General features: G+C 73.3%; 12 protein-coding genes and 1 pseudogene. 5 read left to right on the forward strand and 8 right to left on the reverse strand.

Features of this window, described 5'->3' with window-relative positions:
- Nucleotide 1: 1 nt before the first annotated feature.
- On the forward strand, nt 2–1,186 hold the full coding sequence (locus tag ACZ51S_RS05190) for a GTP-binding protein (RefSeq protein WP_468474820.1): 1,185 nt from the start codon (nt 2–4) through the stop codon (nt 1,184–1,186).
- Between the two features lie 66 nt (nt 1,187–1,252).
- Here the strand turns inward: ACZ51S_RS05190 and araD are convergent, their stop codons facing one another.
- A complete protein-coding gene (araD, locus tag ACZ51S_RS05195) occupies nt 1,253–1,990 on the reverse strand; it encodes an L-ribulose-5-phosphate 4-epimerase AraD (RefSeq protein ID WP_468474819.1) in 738 nt (245 codons plus the stop codon).
- 375 nt (nt 1,991–2,365) lie between these two features.
- Here araD and ACZ51S_RS05200 point away from each other — a divergent pair, with 375 nt between their 5' ends.
- Nucleotides 2,366–3,388, forward strand: coding sequence for a LacI family DNA-binding transcriptional regulator (locus ACZ51S_RS05200; protein WP_468802707.1), 1,023 nt, complete (start codon nt 2,366–2,368; stop codon nt 3,386–3,388).
- Between the two features lie 81 nt (nt 3,389–3,469).
- On the opposite strand, the gene ACZ51S_RS05205 is transcribed toward ACZ51S_RS05200, so the two are convergent.
- The 5 genes from ACZ51S_RS05205 to ACZ51S_RS05225 all read right to left on the reverse strand — a co-directional run bounded on the left by ACZ51S_RS05205 (nt 3,470) and on the right by ACZ51S_RS05225 (nt 9,469).
- Entirely contained in the window at nt 3,470–4,594 is a 1,125-nt protein-coding gene (locus ACZ51S_RS05205) for an aldose epimerase family protein (RefSeq protein WP_468959775.1), read from the reverse strand.
- A gap of 108 nt (nt 4,595–4,702) precedes the next feature.
- Entirely contained in the window at nt 4,703–5,725 is a 1,023-nt protein-coding gene (gene yjfF, locus ACZ51S_RS05210; protein WP_468474817.1) for a galactofuranose ABC transporter, permease protein YjfF, read from the reverse strand.
- Nucleotides 5,722–6,822: an ABC transporter permease gene (locus ACZ51S_RS05215; protein WP_468474816.1), complete on the reverse strand. Its 1,101-nt coding sequence runs from the start codon at nt 6,820–6,822 to the stop codon at nt 5,722–5,724. The genes yjfF and ACZ51S_RS05215 overlap by 4 nt, the downstream gene beginning before the upstream one ends.
- Nucleotides 6,819–8,378, reverse strand: coding sequence for a sugar ABC transporter ATP-binding protein (locus ACZ51S_RS05220; RefSeq protein WP_468959778.1), 1,560 nt, complete (start codon nt 8,376–8,378; stop codon nt 6,819–6,821). The genes ACZ51S_RS05215 and ACZ51S_RS05220 overlap by 4 nt, the downstream gene beginning before the upstream one ends.
- 92 nt (nt 8,379–8,470) lie before the next feature.
- Complete coding sequence (locus ACZ51S_RS05225; RefSeq protein ID WP_468474814.1) at nt 8,471–9,469, reverse strand: ABC transporter substrate-binding protein; 999 nt, start codon at nt 9,467–9,469, stop codon at nt 8,471–8,473.
- 495 nt (nt 9,470–9,964) lie between these two features.
- Between ACZ51S_RS05225 and araB the strand changes: the two genes are divergently transcribed.
- From araB to ACZ51S_RS05240, 3 genes and pseudogenes are all read left to right on the forward strand, one after another.
- Nucleotides 9,965–11,659 (forward strand): ribulokinase, encoded by a 1,695-nt coding sequence (araB, locus tag ACZ51S_RS05230; protein ID WP_468802569.1) that lies wholly within the window; start codon nt 9,965–9,967, stop codon nt 11,657–11,659.
- A gap of 80 nt (nt 11,660–11,739) precedes the next feature.
- The gene (gene araA, locus ACZ51S_RS05235; protein ID WP_468959781.1) at nt 11,740–13,251 is read left to right on the forward strand and encodes an L-arabinose isomerase; all 1,512 of its coding nucleotides are present in this window, start codon (nt 11,740–11,742) and stop codon (nt 13,249–13,251) included.
- Nucleotides 13,252–13,477: 226 nt separating this feature from the next.
- Nucleotides 13,478–13,711, forward strand: a pseudogene (locus tag ACZ51S_RS05240) (LacI family transcriptional regulator); the annotation flags it as partial.
- Nucleotides 13,712–13,738: 27 nt separating this feature from the next.
- On the opposite strand, the gene ACZ51S_RS05245 reads toward ACZ51S_RS05240, so the two are convergent.
- Both ACZ51S_RS05245 and xylB read right to left on the reverse strand, forming a co-directional pair.
- Entirely contained in the window at nt 13,739–14,890 is a 1,152-nt protein-coding gene (locus ACZ51S_RS05245) for an ROK family protein (RefSeq protein ID WP_468960188.1), read from the reverse strand.
- Between the two features lie 72 nt (nt 14,891–14,962).
- Entirely contained in the window at nt 14,963–16,393 is a 1,431-nt protein-coding gene (xylB, locus tag ACZ51S_RS05250; protein WP_468474811.1) for a xylulokinase, read from the reverse strand.
- Between the last annotated feature and the right edge of the window lie 38 nt (nt 16,394–16,431).

Genomic DNA, 16,431 nt, shown 5'->3' on the forward strand with positions numbered 1-16,431 from the left:
CGTGGCCCCGTACGACCGCCTGCCGGTTACGGTCCTGTCCGGCTTCCTCGGCGCCGGGAAGACCACCCTGCTCAACCATGTCCTCGGCAACCGCGAAGGCCTGCGGGTCGCGGTCATCGTCAACGACATGAGCGAGGTGAACATCGACGCCGCGCTCGTGCGCGGCGGCGAGGCGGCGCTCTCGCGCACCGAGGAGCGGCTGGTCGAGATGACCAACGGGTGCATCTGCTGCACCCTGCGCGACGACCTGCTCGAGGAAGTCGACCGGCTGGCACGCGAAGGCCGGTTCGACTACCTGCTCATCGAGTCCAGCGGCATCTCCGAGCCCATGCCGGTGGCCGCCACCTTCTCCTTCCCACGGGACGACGGCGCCACCCTCGGCGACCTCGCCCGCCTCGACACCATGGTCACCGTCGTCGACGCCGCCAACTTCCTCCGGGAACTCGCCGGCGGGGACGAACTCGTGGCGCGCGGTCTCGACCAGTACGAGGACGACGAGCGGACCGTCAGCGATCTGCTCATGGACCAGGTCGAGTTCGCGGACGTCATCGTCCTCAACAAGCTCGACCTGGTCGGACCGGACGACGCCGCCCGGCTGCGCGCCACCCTCGCCCGGCTCAATCCCGAGGCCCGGCTGGTGCCGGCCGTACGCGGCCACGTGGCGCTCGAACAGGTCCTGGGCACCGGGCTGTTCGACGTGGAGCGGGCCCAGCAGGCCCCGGGGTGGGTCAAGGAGCTCAACGGGGACCACGTCCCGGAGACCGAGGAGTACGGCATCTCCTCGCTGGTGTTCCGCGCCGACACGGCCTTCCACCCCGGCAGGCTGTGGACGTTCGTCACCAAGGGCCTCGACAGCGGCACCTTCGGCCGGGTCCTGCGCTCCAAGGGGTTCTTCTGGCTCGCCAGCCGCCCCCGGGTGACGGGCCTGTGGTCCCAGGCCGGCGCGGTGGCCCGGTTCGAGCCCTCGGGGGCCCGCGGCCCGGACTCCGCCCAGGGCCAGGAGCTGGTCTTCATCGGCACCGGCCTGCGCGCCGACGCGCTCCGGGCGGCGCTCGAGGCCTGCCTGCTCAGCCCGGACGAACCGGTCCCGGCCGGGGACGAGTTCCCCGCGTGGGAGACGTACGGCATCGACGACGCCTGCGAGCACGAACACGCCGCCGCATCCGGGGCGGCGGCGGCCTTCTGAGACTCCGGGCCGGGTGGTGGTCGCAGCCACGGCACCACCCGGCCCGGTCAGCCCGCCCCGCCCCCTTCAGGCGCGTGGGGCGGGAGGGGTGTTGCCGTAGTAGGCGTCCGGTCCGTGCTTGCGGGTGAAGTGCCGCGCCAGCAGGTGGGCCGGCGGCTCGGAAGTGTGCCCGAGGCGGGACCCCAGGGCCAGGGTGTGCAGCGCCATCTCCGCCACCGCCTCGCAGACGATGGCGTTCTCCAGCGCCGCCTTCGCGGTGGCGCCCCAGGTGAAGGGGCCGTGCCGCGAGACCAGCGCTCCGGGGACCTCGTCGGCCCGGCGGGGATCGCCGTCGAGCCGGGCGACGATCACCTGTCCGGTGTTGTACTCGTAGTCCTTCGCGCACTGCTCGGCGGTGAGGTCCGCCGTCACGGGAACGGGCCCGTTGAAGGTGTCGGCGTGCGTCGTGCCGAGCACGGGGATCGGGCGGCGCGCCTGGGCGAAGGCGACGGCGTGCGCCGAGTGCGTGTGGGTGACGCCGCCGATGGAGGGAAAGGCCCGGTAGAGGCACCGGTGGGTCTCGGTGTCGGTGGACGGCCTGAGGTGCCCGTCGACCACCCGCCCGTCCTCCAATGCCACCACCACCAGGTCCTCCTCGGTGAGGTCGGCGTACGAGACCCCGGACGGCTTGATCACGAAGACACCGGCGTCGCGGTCCACTCCGCTGACGTTTCCCCAGGTGAGGGTGGCGAGTCCGGCTTCCGGGATGCGCAGGTTGGCCGCGAGGACCTCGCGACGGAGGTCCTTGAGGAGGGTCTCGCTCACTACGCTCTCACCGTCTCTCGGCATGCGCGCCGGTTCCCGTGCCGGCCTCCGGCGGGTCCCGCGGTCGCGCATGGATGGGCTGGACCGATCGGGGCACGCGCGCCCGGCGTCGCGGCTGCGACGAGCGGAGCTCCCCCGGTTCAGATTGTGAGCGCTAACACGCGTGAAGCTCAAGAGGAGAGGAGAAGATTCCTTCCCACAGGACCCGCTCATCGCTGCATAATGTGAGCGCCAACATCGATGCCGTGCCGCCATGCTCCCGATCGGTCCGGGACGTGTGCGGGCCGCGGCCGGTTCGGTACCGTGAGGGAAGGCCGCTCGACGAGGAAAGGAAGAGGGTTGACCCAGCTCCCAGACGTCCCGCGAGCGCCCACGATGACGGACGTCGCGCGCGTCGCCGGCGTGTCCCACCAGACCGTTTCCCGGGTGCTCAGCGACCACCCGAACGTCAGCGCCAAGACCCGGGCCGCGGTGACGCAGGTCATCGAGCAGCTGGGGTACCGCCGCAACTCGGCGGCCCGGGCCCTGGCCACGCGCCGGACCCACACGCTGGGCGTCATCGCGGTGAACACCACGCTGCACGGGCCCGCAAGCACCGTGGCGGGAGTCCAGGAGGCGGCCCGGGAGCGCGGGTACCTGACCTCCGCCGTCACGCTGCGGACCGCCACGCGGACGGCCCTCGCCGAAGCCATGCAGCACCTCGCCGGGTGGGGGGTGGAGGGGATCGTCGCCGTCACTCCCCAGCGGGACGCGGTGAGGGCCCTGGCGGCACTGGAGGCACCGTGTCCGGTGGTCACCGTGGAGGGCGGCCACACCCTGGACCTGCCGGGGGTGTCACTGGACCAGCACCTCGGCGCCCGCCTGATCACGGAACATCTCCTCGCCTCGGGCCACGCCACCGTGTGGCACGTCGCGGGCCCGCCCGACTGGCTGGAGAGCGAGGCCCGTACGCAGGGGTGGGAGGACGCGCTGCGCGAGGCCGGCGCCGAGGTGCCGCCCCTGCTGCGCGGCGACTGGAGCCCCCTGTCGGGGTACCAGGCCGGCCAGCAGCTCGCGGGCCGGGTGCGGGCGTCACGGGGGCGGGGGCCGGGTCTCACCGCGGTGTTCGTCGCCAACGACCAGATGGCCCTCGGAGTCCTGCGGGCGTTGCGGGAAGCGGGCCTGCGCACGCCGGAGGACGTGGCGGTCGCCGGCTTCGACGACATCCCGGAGGCGGAGTTCTTCCCGCCCCCGCTGACGACGATCCGTCAGGACTTCGCCTCCCTCGGCCGCGACAGCATCGGGCTGCTCCTGGACCACATCGAGGGCCGGACGGACGAGCCGACGCACCTGGTCGTGGCGCCCGAGCTCATCGTGCGCGCCAGTACGGCCCGCAGAATCCCTCCCGCCCGGGAATGACCTCCACCGCCACCGCCCGGGGACCGCTCCCCCACGGGCGGTGGGACGGGCGGCCCCCGCGCTACCGCGTACGGCGCCCCGTCAGGCGGCGACGGTGGTGAAGGCGTGGACCGTGGTGGACCGGTACGGCCGGCCCGGGCGCAGCAGGACCGTCGGGTAGTCGGGGCGGTTCGGGGAGTCGGGGAAGTGCTGGGTTTCCAGCGCGACGCCCGCGTAGGCGCGGTACGGCCTGCCCCCCTTGCCCGTGATGTCACCGGTCAGGCCCTGGGCGGTGTAGACCTGGATGCCCGGTTCCGTGGTGCGCACTTCCATGCGCCGGCCGGATGCGGGCGCGTACAGCACGGCGGCCCTCCGGGGGCGGGCCCGCCGGGCGTCGTCGAGGACCCAGTTGTGGTCGAAGCCGCCGCCGGCGAGGGCCAGTTGCGGATCCGTACGGGTCAGGGCGTCGGAGAGCCGCCGGGGGCGACGGAGGTCGAGCGGGGTGCCGCTGACCGGGCGGTGGGGGCCGTCGGGGATCAGCTCGGCGTCCACGGGGGTGTAGAGGGGGGCGTCCACCTGGAGGTGGTGGGAGAGGACGTTGCCGCGCCCCTCTCCTTCGAGGTTCCAGTAGGCGTGGTTGGTGAGGTTGACGATCGTCGGCGCGTCGGCGACCGCCCGGTAGGACACGGTCAGGTTGTCCTGGCGGTCCAGCGCGTAGGTCACGCGGACGTCCAGGGCTCCGGGGAATCCCTGGTCGCCGTCGGGGCTGTGCAGGAACAGCCGGACACCGGTGCGGTGCGCGGAGTGGAAGGGTTCGCACCGCCACACGCGCTGGTCGAACCCGTCGGGACCGCCGTGCAGGGTGTGCCCGTCCTCCTGGGTGGCGAGCCGGTGGGTGACGCCGTCGACGACGAGCCGGCCGCCCGCGATGCGGTTGGCGTAACGGCCCACCGTCGCACCGAAGTAGCGTGCGGAGCCCTCGAAGGCGGCGGGGTCGAGGGCGGCGAGCACCACATCGGCCGGGTGGCCCCAGCGGTCCGGCACTGTGAGGGAATGGAGGCGGGCGCCGCGCGTGTGGACCTCCGCGCGGGCCCGGCCGGGGAAGCCGAACCGCCACCTCTCCCCCGTTCCCTCACCGTCCGTGCGCGGGGGGCGGCCCGTCCGCGGGCCGGGGGCGGTCCGCGGGGTCCCGGTGGTGCGGCCGGCGGGTTCGGATGCGTTGGTCACGGCGGTGTTCCCTGGGAGTCGGTCCATCGGAGGGGGCCGCGCGGCGGGCCGGGGTCGCGGCACCCGAACGCGTCGGCACGGGACGTACGGGCGGAAGGGGGCGGGGGATCAGTCGGCGGCGGGGCGGCGCCCGCTCATCAGCCGTTGCAGCACGATGAACACGAGCAGCAGGGCACCGATGACGATCCGGGTCCACCAGGAGCTGAGCGTGCCCTGGAAGTTGACGACCGTCTGGATCATGCCGAGGACGAGCACGCCGAGGGCGGTGCCCAGGACGAAGCCGGAGCCTCCGGTCAGCAGCGTGCCGCCGATCACGGTGGCGGCGATCGCGTCGAGTTCCATGCCCATGGCGTGGAGGGCGTAGCCGGAGAGCATGTAGAAGGTCAGCAGCAGGCCGCCGAGCGCCGAGCACAGGCCGCTGACGGCGTATACGGCGATCTTGGTGGAGCCCACCGGAAGACCCATCAGGCGCGCGGAGGACTCGTTGCCGCCCAGCGCGTACACGTTGCGGCCGAAGCGGGTGTGGTGCAGTACGACGAAGGCGGTCGCCAGCACGGCCAGGGCGATGACGACCGGGATGGAGACGAAGAGTCCTCCCGGGCCGTACAGCCGGGTCTGCGCGATGGCCGCCGTGCCGGGGTCGCTGATCGTGATCGATTCGGTGCTGATGGTGTAGCAGAGGCCGCGGGCGAGGAACATGCCGGCCAGGGTCACGATGAACGGCTGGATCTCGAAGGTGTGGATGATCCAGCCCATGAGCGTCCCGCTCGCGGCACCGACCAGCAGGACCAGGGGTACGACGGTGGCCAGGGGCCAGCCGTGCGACTCGACCAGCCATGCGGTGAGCATGGTCGACAGGGCCACCATGGAGCCGACGGACAGATCGATGCCGCCGGTGAGGATGACGAAGGTCGCCCCGACCGCGACGACCAGGAGGAATCCGTTGTCGATCAGCAGGTTCAGTACGACTTGCGCGGAGAGGAAGCCCTCGTAGCGCACCGATCCGATGCTGAACATGCCCGCCAGCAGGACGGCCGTGACGATCAGCGGGATACGGGTGCGGGTGCGCGGGGACACCGTCGCGAAGGGGCGGGTCAGCTGCGCGGCGGCGGCCGCGATGCCGGTACTCATGCGCGTACCTCCTGCTGCTGCGGGGCGGCGCCCGCAGTGGTGTGCGATCGGGGGGTGCGCGTCCCGCGGCGGCGCAGGGCCTTGGCCCGGAAGACGGGGGACTGCACGAGACAGACGACGATGACGACGAAGGCCTTGAAGACGAGGGTGGTCTCGGGCGGGACGCCGAGGGTGTAGACGGTGGTGGACAGGGTCTGGATGATCAGGGCGCCCAGAACGGTGCCGCCGAGGGAGAAGCGTCCTCCGGTCAGGGCCGTGCCGCCGACGACGACGGCGAGGATCGCGTCGAGTTCGATCCACAGGCCGGCGTTGTTGCCGTCGGCACTGGAGACGTTGGAACTGATCATCAGTCCGGCGACGGCGGCGCACAGCGCGCTGAAGACGTAGACCAGGGCGAGCAGGCCGCCGGCGCGGATGCCGACCAGGCGGCTGGCGGCGGGGTTGCCGCCCACGGACTCGATCAGCATGCCGAGGGCGGTGCGCCGGGTGACGAAGGCGGTGAGCGCGACGAGGGCCGCGGCCAGGAGGACGGCGAAGGGGAGGGTCAGCCAGTAGCCGCCTCCGATCATCTTGTACGGGCCGCTGCTCACCGTGATGATCTGGCCGTCGGTGATCAACTGGGCGACGCCGCGGCCCGCGACCATGAGGATCAGGGTGGCCACGATGGGCTGCACCCCCAGCCCGGACACCAGGAAGCCGTTGGCGAGGCCCAGCACGAGGGCGACGCCGAGGGCGAGGGCGACGGCCGTGAGCATGGTGGCGACGCTGCCGGGACGCGTGGCGGTGGAGATGTGCGCGCAGGCCACGGCCGCGGCGATGGCGACGGTGGACCCGACCGAGAGGTCGATGCCGCGGGTGGCGATGACGAGGGTCATGCCGAGTGCCACCAGGGTGAGGGGCGCGCCGAACTGGAGGATGTCGACGAGGCTGCCGTAGAGGTGGCCGTCGCGTACCCGGACGGAGAAGAAGTCGTGGTGGAAGGCGAGGTTGCCGAGGAGCAGGGCGAGGAGGACGAGCGTCGGCCACAGCAGGCGGTGGCCGGCCAGTCGTCTCCGGATCGCGCCGGCCGCCCCGGACGTGCCGGGCTGGGGGGTCATGAGTCCGCTCCGGTGGCGATGGTCGTGAGGATGCGTTCGGGTGTGACGGTGTGGTCGTTCCTGAGGGTGGCCACCATGCGGTGGTCGCGGAGCACGGCGATGCGGTGGCTCAGGCGCAGGACCTCTTCCAGTTCCGCCGAGATGAACAGCACGGCGGTGCCCTCGCCCGCCAGGCGCGCCACGAGCTTCTGGATCTCCGCCTTGGCCCCGATGTCGATGCCCCGGGTGGGTTCGTCGAGGATCAGGAGCCGGGGGTCGGTCAGCAGCCACCGCGCGAGGAGGACCTTCTGCTGGTTGCCTCCGCTGAGGTGGCGTACCTGCGCCTCCGGGTCGGCGGGGCGGATGTCCAGGGCTGTGATCCAGTTCCGGGCCAGTTCGTCCTGTGTGGCACGGGCCAGCGGCCTGGTCCAGCCGCGGGCCGCCTGCAGGGCGAGGACGATGTTCTCGCGGACCGTGAGCTCGCCCACCAGCCCCTCGGACTTGCGGTTCTCGGAGCAGAAGGCGATGCCCCGGGCGATGGCGTGGCGGGGCGTGCGCAGGAGCACCTTCTCGCCCTCGATGCTCACGTCCCCGGCGTCCGCGCTGTCCGCGCCGAACAGGAGACGGGCCACCTCGGTGCGGCCCGAGCCCAGGAGGCCGGCCAGACCGATGACCTCACCGGCATGGATGTCGAGGTCGTACGGTTCGATCGAGCCCGTGCGGCCCAGCCGGCGCGCCCGGAGGAAGGGTTCGCCTGCCGCCCGTTCGGCCGCCGTCTCGTGGGCGCGGTCGGACAGCTGGTCGAGGGTGGCCAGTTCGCCGCCGATCATGCGCTGCACCAGTGTCACCGGGGTGAGTTCACCGATGGCGTACTCGCCTTCCAGGCGGCCGTTGCGCAGGATGGTGACGCGGTCGCAGAGGTCGAAGACCTGGTCGAGGAAGTGCGTGACGAACAGGATGGCCACACCGCGGTCGCGCAGGCGCCGTACCAGGGTGAAGAGCTGGGCGACCTCCTCCCGGTCCAGGCTGGAGGTGGGTTCGTCCAGGACGAGCACCTTCGCCGAGACGTCCACCGCCCGGACGATGACGACCAGTTGCTGCACCGCCAGGGAGTGCGAACCGAGCAGACCGGTGACGTCGAGGTCGAGGTCCAGTTCCGTCAGCAGTTCCGCCGCCCGCCGGCGCATCGCGGACCAGTGGACGAGGCCGAACCTGCGCGGTTCGCGCCCGATGAGGATGTTCTCGGCGACCGAGATGTTCGGGCAGAGGTTGACCTCCTGGTAGACGGTGCTGATACCGGCCTGCTGCGCCTGGAGGGGGTCCCCGAACGTGTGGGGCCGGCCGTCGACGAGGACGGTGCCGCCGTCGGCGGGGTGGACACCGGTGAGCACCTTGATCAAGGTGGACTTGCCGGCGCCGTTCTCGCCCATCAGGGCGTGCACCTCACCGGGAAAGAGCCGCAGGGCGACTCCGTCGAGGGCGAGCACCCCCGGGAACTGCTTGCGAATGCCCTGGGCTTCCAGGACCGGCGGCGGGCCGCCGGCGTCCGCGGGCCGCGGGGTGGACGGGGATGCCATCCGCCCTCCTCTCGTGGGTGGGGTGGTGGAGCGGGCTCGGGGAGTGGAGGAGACACCGGCTCCGGGCCTCCTCCGTCACCGGACGGGCCGCGTCAGTACTTCCGGGACGGCAGCGCGGCCGCGGCCTTGTCCTGCGGGAAGACGCCTTCCTCGGTCTCGACGCGGGGCGGCACCTCCTCGCCCGCCGCGACCTTCTTGGCGAGCTCCATCAGCTGGTCGCCGAGCAGCGGGTTGCACTCCACCACGACGTTGATCTTGCCCTCGGTCATCGCGACGAAGGCGTCCTTGATGCCGTCGACCGAGATCACCTTGATGTCCGTCCCGGGCTTCTTGCCGGACTCCTCGATCGCCTGGATGGCGCCGAGGGCCATGTCGTCGTTGTGGGCGTAGAGGACGTCGATGTCCTTCTCGGACTTCAGGAACGCCTGCATGACCTCCTTGCCCTTGGCACGGGTGAAGTCGCCCGACTGCGAGGCGACGATCTTGAACTTGCCGTCGGCGCGGATGACGTCGGCGAAGCCGGCCTTGCGGTCGTTGGCGGGTGCGGAGCCCGTGGTGCCCTGCAGTTCGACGATGTTGACCGGGCCCTGCTCGTTCGCGTACGCGCCGGTCAGCCACTCCCCCGCGGACTTGCCCTCCTTGACGAAGTCCGAGCCCAGGAAGGTCTTGTAGAGGGAGGTGTCCTTGGTGTCCACGGCGCGGTCGGTGAGGATGACCGGGATGCCCGCGTCCTTGGCTTCCTTCAGCACGGTGTCCCAGCCGGACTCCACGACCGGCGAGAAGGCGATGACGTCGACCTTCTGCTGGATGAAGTTGCGGATCGCCTTGATCTGGTTCTCCTGCTTCTGCTGGGCGTCGGAGAACTTGAGGTCGATCCCGGCCTTCTTCGCCGCCTCCTGGACCGACTTGGTGTTGGCGGTGCGCCAGCCGCTCTCGGCTCCGACCTGGGCGAAGCCGAGCGTGATGGCGCCGCCGGAGCCCTTCTTGGCCCCCGGGGCGGAGGCGGAGCCGGGGTTCTCGGTGGAGCAGGCGGTCAACGCCGAGGAGGCGAGGAGGGCGGCGGCGAGGGCGAGGGCTGTTCTGCGAGCCATGTCGGGGGTCCTTTCGGGGTGCACGGAGGAGGCGGCGGCACACGACGGCCGGAATGGCCGGGGTGGGGCGGGGAGGGGATCGGCAGGAGAGGGGGTCACCTGGGAAGGGGGCGCCGTCGCATTGTGAGCGCTAACAAGTCACGTTCTCAAGCCCCTTGCGTGCGTTACCTGTCCGTGACCACCCCAGTGCGGCCGCGGGACGGGCTCCGGCTTTCCGCGATGCCGTCCGCCTCGCCGCCCTGGGCGTGCCGCGACCCGCAGCACCCCCGGGCAGATCGACTCGCCCGTCCGGCGCGCGCAGGCCGTCGCACCGAAGAAGCTCGCATACGACCGCCCGGGCCCCTTGCCTCGCAGCATTGTTAGCGCTCACACTGCGGGGACCACCGATCACGCGGGCCGACCACCGATCACGCGGGCCGACTGCCCTGATCGCGGGCGGGCAACCGCGTCCGCCGGGCCGCCCGCTGCCCTCCGACTCCATCGAAAGGCACTCCGTTGACGTCACCCCATCCCCCCGCGCCCACCCCGAGTCCCGAGGAACCGGAGCAGTACACGGTCGGCGTCGACTTCGGCACGCTGTCGGGCCGCGCCGTGGTGGTGCGGGTCCGCGACGGTCAGGAGCTGGCCGCGGCGGTCCACGCCTACCGGCACGGGGTCATCGACCGGCACCTGCCGCACGGCGGCGCGCAGCTGCCTCCGGACTGGGCCCTGCAACACCCGCAGGACTGGCGGGACGTGCTGTGCCGCGCCGTCCCGGAGGCGGTGGCGGCGGCCGGGGTGGATCCCGCCGCGGTGATCGGCATCGCCACCGACTTCACCGCGTGCACCGTGCTGCCCGCGCTGGCCGACGGAACGCCCCTCGCCGAGACCGAGCTCGCCGCACGGCCCCACGCGTGGCCCAAGCTGTGGAAGCACCACGCGGCCCAGCCGTACGCCGACCGGATCAACGAACTCGCCCACGCCCGCGGGGAGAAGTGGATCGCCCGCTACGGCGGGAGGATCTCCGCCGAGTGGCAGTTCGCGAAGGCCCTCCAGGTCCTGGAGGAGGATCCTCTCGTCTACGACACCTGCGCGCGGTGGATCGAGGCCGCCGACTGGATCGTGTGGCAGCTCACCGGAACCGAGTCCCGCAACGCCTGCACGGCCGGGTACAAGGGCATCCACCAGGACGGCGCCTACCCGAGCGAGGAGTACCTGGCCGCGCTGAACCCCCGGTTCGCCGACTTCGCGCGCACCCGCCTCGAATTCCCCCTCTCCGCGCTGGGCTCCCGAGTGGGCTCGCTGAGCACGGAGGCGGCGGCATGGACGGGGCTGCGTCCCGGCATCGCCGTGGCCGCGGGCAACGTCGACGCCCATGTCACCGCGGCGGCGGCCCGGGCCGTCGAGGACGGGCAGCTGCTCGCCATCATGGGCACCTCCACCTGCCACGTCGTGAACGCCCCCGTCCTCGCCGACGTCCCCGGCATCTGCGGTGTCGTCAACGGCGGGATCGTCGAGGGGACCTACGGCTACGAGGCCGGCCAGAGCGCGGTCGGCGACGTCTTCGCCTGGGTGCTGGACCAGGGCGTCCCCGCGGAGTACCTCGCCGAGGCCGCCGACCGCGGCGAGGACCTGCACACCCTGCTGACCCGGAAGGCCGCCGGGCAGCCGGTCGGCGCCCACGGACTGGTCGCCCTCGACTGGCTGAACGGCAACCGTTCGGTCCTCGTCGACCACCACCTCTCCGGGGTCGTCGTGGGCCTCACCCTCGCGACCCGCCCCGAGGACGTCTACCGGGCGCTGCTCGAGGCGACCGCGTTCGGCACCCGCGTCATCGTGGAGGCGCTGGAGGCGGGCGGGGTACCGGTGCGCGAGTTCATCGTCGCCGGCGGACTGGCCAAGAACGAACTGCTGATGCAGATCTACTCCGACGTGCTGCGCCGCCCCGTCTCCCTCGCCGCGTCCGGCCAGGGCCCCGCCCTCGGGTCGGCCATCCACGCCGCCGTGGCCGCCGGCGCCCACGCGGACGTACGCACGGCCACCGCCGCCATGGGCCGCCGACGGCCCGCCGTCTACACGCCCGACGCCTCACGGGCCGACGCCTACGACGCCCTCTTCGCCGAATACCGGCTCCTGCACGACCACTTCGGCACCGGCGGCATGCTGCACCGGCTGAGGAGCATCCGCGACACGGCCCGCACCGGGGGCTGACCCCTCGCCCCGCTGTCCGTCACCACTTCCCCGCCCGCCGCCCCCACCCCCGTGGCGGGACGTCACCTCCAGGAGTCCATGTGCCCAGCCGAACGTCTCCCGCCCAGGAAATCTGGTTCCTCACCGGCAGCCAAGGCCTGTACGGGGAGGAGACCCTCAAGCAGGTCGCCGAACAGTCGCGGCGGATCGCCACCACCCTGGCCGACGTCCCCGGCATTCCCGCCCGAGTCGTGTGGAAGCCGGTGCTGACCGGCGCCGACGCCATCCGCCGGACGTGCCTCGACGCGAACGCCGACGACCGGTGCGTCGGCCTGATCGCCTGGATGCACACCTTCTCGCCGGCCAAGATGTGGATCGCCGGACTGGACGCGCTGCGCAAGCCGCTGCTGCACCTCCACACCCAGTCGAACGTGGCCCTGCCCTGGGACACCATCGACATGGACTTCATGAACCTCAACCAAGCCGCGCACGGGGACCGGGAGTTCGGGCACGTCCAGGCCCGTCTCGGCGTGCCCCGCAAGACCGTGGCCGGGCACGTCAGCGATCCGGTGACGACCGCACGCGTCGCGGTCTGGGCGCGGGCCGCCGCCGCGCGGACCGAACTGGCCACCCTCAAGGTCGCCCGGTTCGGCGACAACATGCGCGACGTCGCCGTCACCGAGGGCGACAAGGTCGAGGCCCAGCTGCGCTTCGGCGTCTCCGTCAACACCTACGGGGTCAACGACCTGGTGGAGGTCGTCGACGGCGCGGACGAGACCGGCGTGACCGACCTCGTCAAGGAGTACGCGGACCTGTACCACCTGGCGCCGGAACTGCGGCCGGGAGGAGAACGGCACGACGCGCTGCGTTACGCGGCCCGCATCGAAGCCGGTCTGCGCACCTTCCTCGAAGCGGGCGGCTTCGGGGCCTTCACCACCAACTTCGAGGACCTGGGAGGCCTGCGCCAGCTGCCCGGCCTCGCGGTCCAGCGGCTCATGGCCCAGGGCTACGGCTTCGGGGGCGAGGGTGACTGGAAGACCGCAACCCTGCTGCGCGCCCTCAAGGCGGCCGCCGCCGGGCTCCCGGGCGGCACCTCCTTCATGGAGGACTACACCTACGACATGACGCCCGGCGACCAGCTCATCCTCGGGGCGCACATGCTGGAAGTCTGCCCCACGATCGCGGCCGACCGGCCCAGGTGCGAGGTCCACCCCCTCGGCATCGGCGGGCGGGAGGACCCGGTGCGCTTGGTCTTCGACGCGGCCCCCGGGCCGGGGGTGGTGGTGGGCCTCGCCGACCTCGGCGACCGGTTCCGTCTGATCGCCAACGACATCGACGTGGTGGCACCGCCCCGGCCGCTGCCCGCCCTGCCCGTCGCCCGCGCAGTCTGGCGGCCCCGCCCCGACCTGCGGACCTCCGCGGAATCCTGGCTGACGGCCGGAGGGCCGCACCACACCGTCCTCAGCACCGCCCTCACCTCCGACCACCTCGACGACCTGGCGGAGATGCTCCGCATGGAACTCGTCCTCATCGACGGGACCACCACCCCGAAGCGGTTCCGGCGCGAACTCCGCTGGAGCCAGGCGTACTACCGCCTGGCACAGGGACTGTGAACCCCGCGGCTCGGCTCCGCGGGCGGTGGAGGGCTCTTCGGTGACTCCGGATCTCCCTTTACGGTCGGCGACCGGAGCGCGCGGGCCGGGGAGCGGATCCGGGCAGGGTGAGCGGCTGGAGCGGGGGCGGGCGGCTGCTGCCGGGCGGACGGCCGAGGAGACCGTGGGCGGCCCCTGACCGGGCTGCTGGCCGAACCCCGCCCGGCTCCCCCGGCGACGGCGCCCACTGGACGACGGGCGGCCTCCGCTGCCGCGCGGCGCCGGCCGTCCGTCCGTGCGGATCGGGCTGCCCGCCGACACCTCGGGGCCGACCTGCGTCGGCCTCGGCTTCGAGGCGACCGGCGCGTTGTGCGTCGAGCATCTGGCGGCACTGGGCCACCAGGACGTCGCCGTCGGCGAGGCCCCCTCGGTCTGCGAACGGCCCACCGGCTTCGCCGAGCGCACCCTCGACGGACTCCGTCCGCTCCGGGCCATCGACGGCTGACCGTCAGCCCAGGGGCAGGCGGGTGGGATCGGCGATGATGCGCCGTACGGTCGACCATGCCGCGCCCAGCACCGGCCCGCGCCGACCCAGGGCGGAGGGGCGTACCGCTTCCGGGGCCCAGGGGCGGACGGTGATCCGGGCGGCCAGTTCGGCGCGGACCGGCGGGAGGAGCCAGTCGGCGAGTTCCGCGTAGGCTCCGCCCAGGACGAGCGCGTCCGGGTCGATCAGGTTCACCGCCGAGGCGAGGGCGAGGCCGAGGGCCCGTCCCGCCCGGTCCAGGGCGCCCAGGGCCCGCGCGTCCCCGGCGGCCGCCCGCTCGGCCAGCAGGGCCACCGGATCGCCGGCGGAACCGAGCCCGGCCGCGCGCAGCACGGCGGCCCGGCCCGCGTACTGCTCCAGGCAGCCGCGCGCCCCGCAGGCGCAGCGGGGACCCTCCGGGTGGACGGGCAGGTGGCCCAGTTCGCCGGCGAAGCCGCGGGCGCCCCGGAACAGCTGCCCGCCGATGACCAGTGCGGCCCCGATTCCGGCCTCGGCGGAGACGTGGACGAAGGTCTCGGCGGGGTTCCCCCGGTGCCACTGCTCGGCGAGCGCCCCCAGGTTGGCCTCGTTCTCCGGCTCGGGAACGGCCTCCGGGCCGGGCCAGTGGTCGGCGGGGCGGACCGCCTGCCAGCCGAGGTTGGGCGCGTTCTCGACCAGCCCGCCCGGCGCGTTGGGCACCACCCCCGGCACGGCCAGGACACGGCCTTCGACGCGCAGGCCGAGGGCGGCGGCCTCCGACTCCGCCTCGGCGCCCAGTGCGGCGGCCTCCGCCAGGACCCGCCCGGCCGGCCGGCCCGCGTTGGCCCGCTCGACCCGGCGCCACACCCGGGGTTCGCCGCGGAGGTCCACGACGCAGGCGGCGAGGTGGGTGACGCCGATCTCCAGGCCGAGGCCCGCGGGGCCCCGGTCGTTCAGGGCCAGTGCCCGGCCGGGGCGGCCGACGCGTCCGCTGGGCGCGGTCTCCGTCTCGGTCAGGGCTCCCCGGCCGATGAGCTCGTCGACCATGGAGGAGACGGCCGGCCTGGTCAGGCCCGTGTGCCCGGCGACGTCCGCCCGGGAGAGCGGGCCGTGCGCGGCGACCGCGCCGATCACCACCGCCAGGTTCTGCCGGCGCATCCCCTGCTGCGAGGCGGGCGCGGCTTCCGGGCTCCCGCTCGCCCTGCCGATCCCCGTCACGGGCCGACCCTCCTATCGCTGTGCCGGCGGGACTTCCTGCAAGGTCCGCGCCCGACGCAGCGTATCGGTGATCCGTTCGAGCGCGTCGTCGTCCCGGGGCACGGGCTCCAGCACCCGGCCCTCCGCGGTGCGCCAGCGCCGGGCGACCGCGTCGGCGGGCTCTCCGGTGAGCAGTGCGGCGGCCTGTGCGGCGGCCCCGAGCGCGACCGGTTCCCGGGCGTCTGGCAGTTGGACGGCCCGGCCGGACAGCCTCAGGACGGTCCGCTGCCAGGCCCTGCCGCGGGCGCCGCCACCGATGAGCAGGAGCGGTTCGTCGGGGGCCGGCGTCTCGCCTCCGGCGCGCAGCACGTCGTCCAGGGCGGCGAGCAGGGCGTGGGCGGCGCCGTCGTAGGCGGCCTGGAGCAGCTGTCCCGGTGTGGTGTCGTGGCGCAGGCCGTGGACGAGACCGGAGGCACCGGGGAGGTCCGGGGTGCGTTCGCCGTCCAGGTACGGGAGCACCACCACCGTGCCGCCTCGCTGGACATCCTCGCGGTCGCGGCCGAGGAGGGCGGCGAAGCGGTCGACGGCGAGGGTGCAGTTCAGCGTGCAGGCGAGCGGCAGCCAGCCGCCGAGGGCGTCGGCGAAGCCTGCGACGGTTCCGCTCGGGTCGGCGGGCCGGGTCCGGCCCACGGCGTAGACGGTGCCGGAGGTGCCGAGGCTGAGCACCGCCCGTCCGGGCGTCAGGCCGAGCCCGAGGGCGGCGGCCATGTTGTCGCCGGTTCCGGTGGCCACGAGCGCGCCTTCGCGCAGCGGCATCCCGGCCCGGACGACGCCTGCCCGGGCGCCCGGGGGGAGGACCCGGGGCAGCAGCCGGGGGTCGAGGCCGATCCGGCCGAGGATGTCCCGGTCGTAGCCGTCCGGGCCCCACCAGCCGGTTCCCGACGCGTCACCGCGGTCGGTCACCGCCTCCCCGGTCAGCCGCTCCGTGAGGTAGTCGTGGGGAAGCCGGACGGCGGCGACGCGGTCGGCGGCGGCGGGCTCGTGGGCGCGCAGCCAGGCCCATTTGGCGGCGGTGAAGGCGGCCGTCGGGACGCTGCCGGTGCGGTGGGCGAGTTCGGCCGTCCCGAACGAGGCGCCGAGTGCCGCGGCCTGCGGGGCGGAGCGTACGTCGTTCCACAGCAGTGCCGGGCGCACCGGCCGGCCGGCCGCGTCGAGGGTGACCAGGCCGTGCTGCTGGCCGGCGATCGAGCACGCGGCGGCGCGGTCGGCCCACCCCGTGGCCGTCACGGCCTCGCCGAGCGCCCGCCACCACCGTTCGGGGTCGCTCTCGCGTCCGGCGCCCGCGCTGACGGTGTGCGGGGCGCGGCCCTCGCCCAGGACGGCACCGGAGTCCAGGTCGACGGCGAGGGCCTTGGTGGACTGGGTGGAGCTGTCGACACCGATCACGACACGCTGAGCGGACATGCGTTCCTCCGGTGGGGTTCCTTCTGGCGTCTCGGCAT

It is taken from the genome of Streptomyces sp. NPDC034043 (assembly GCF_055575675.1).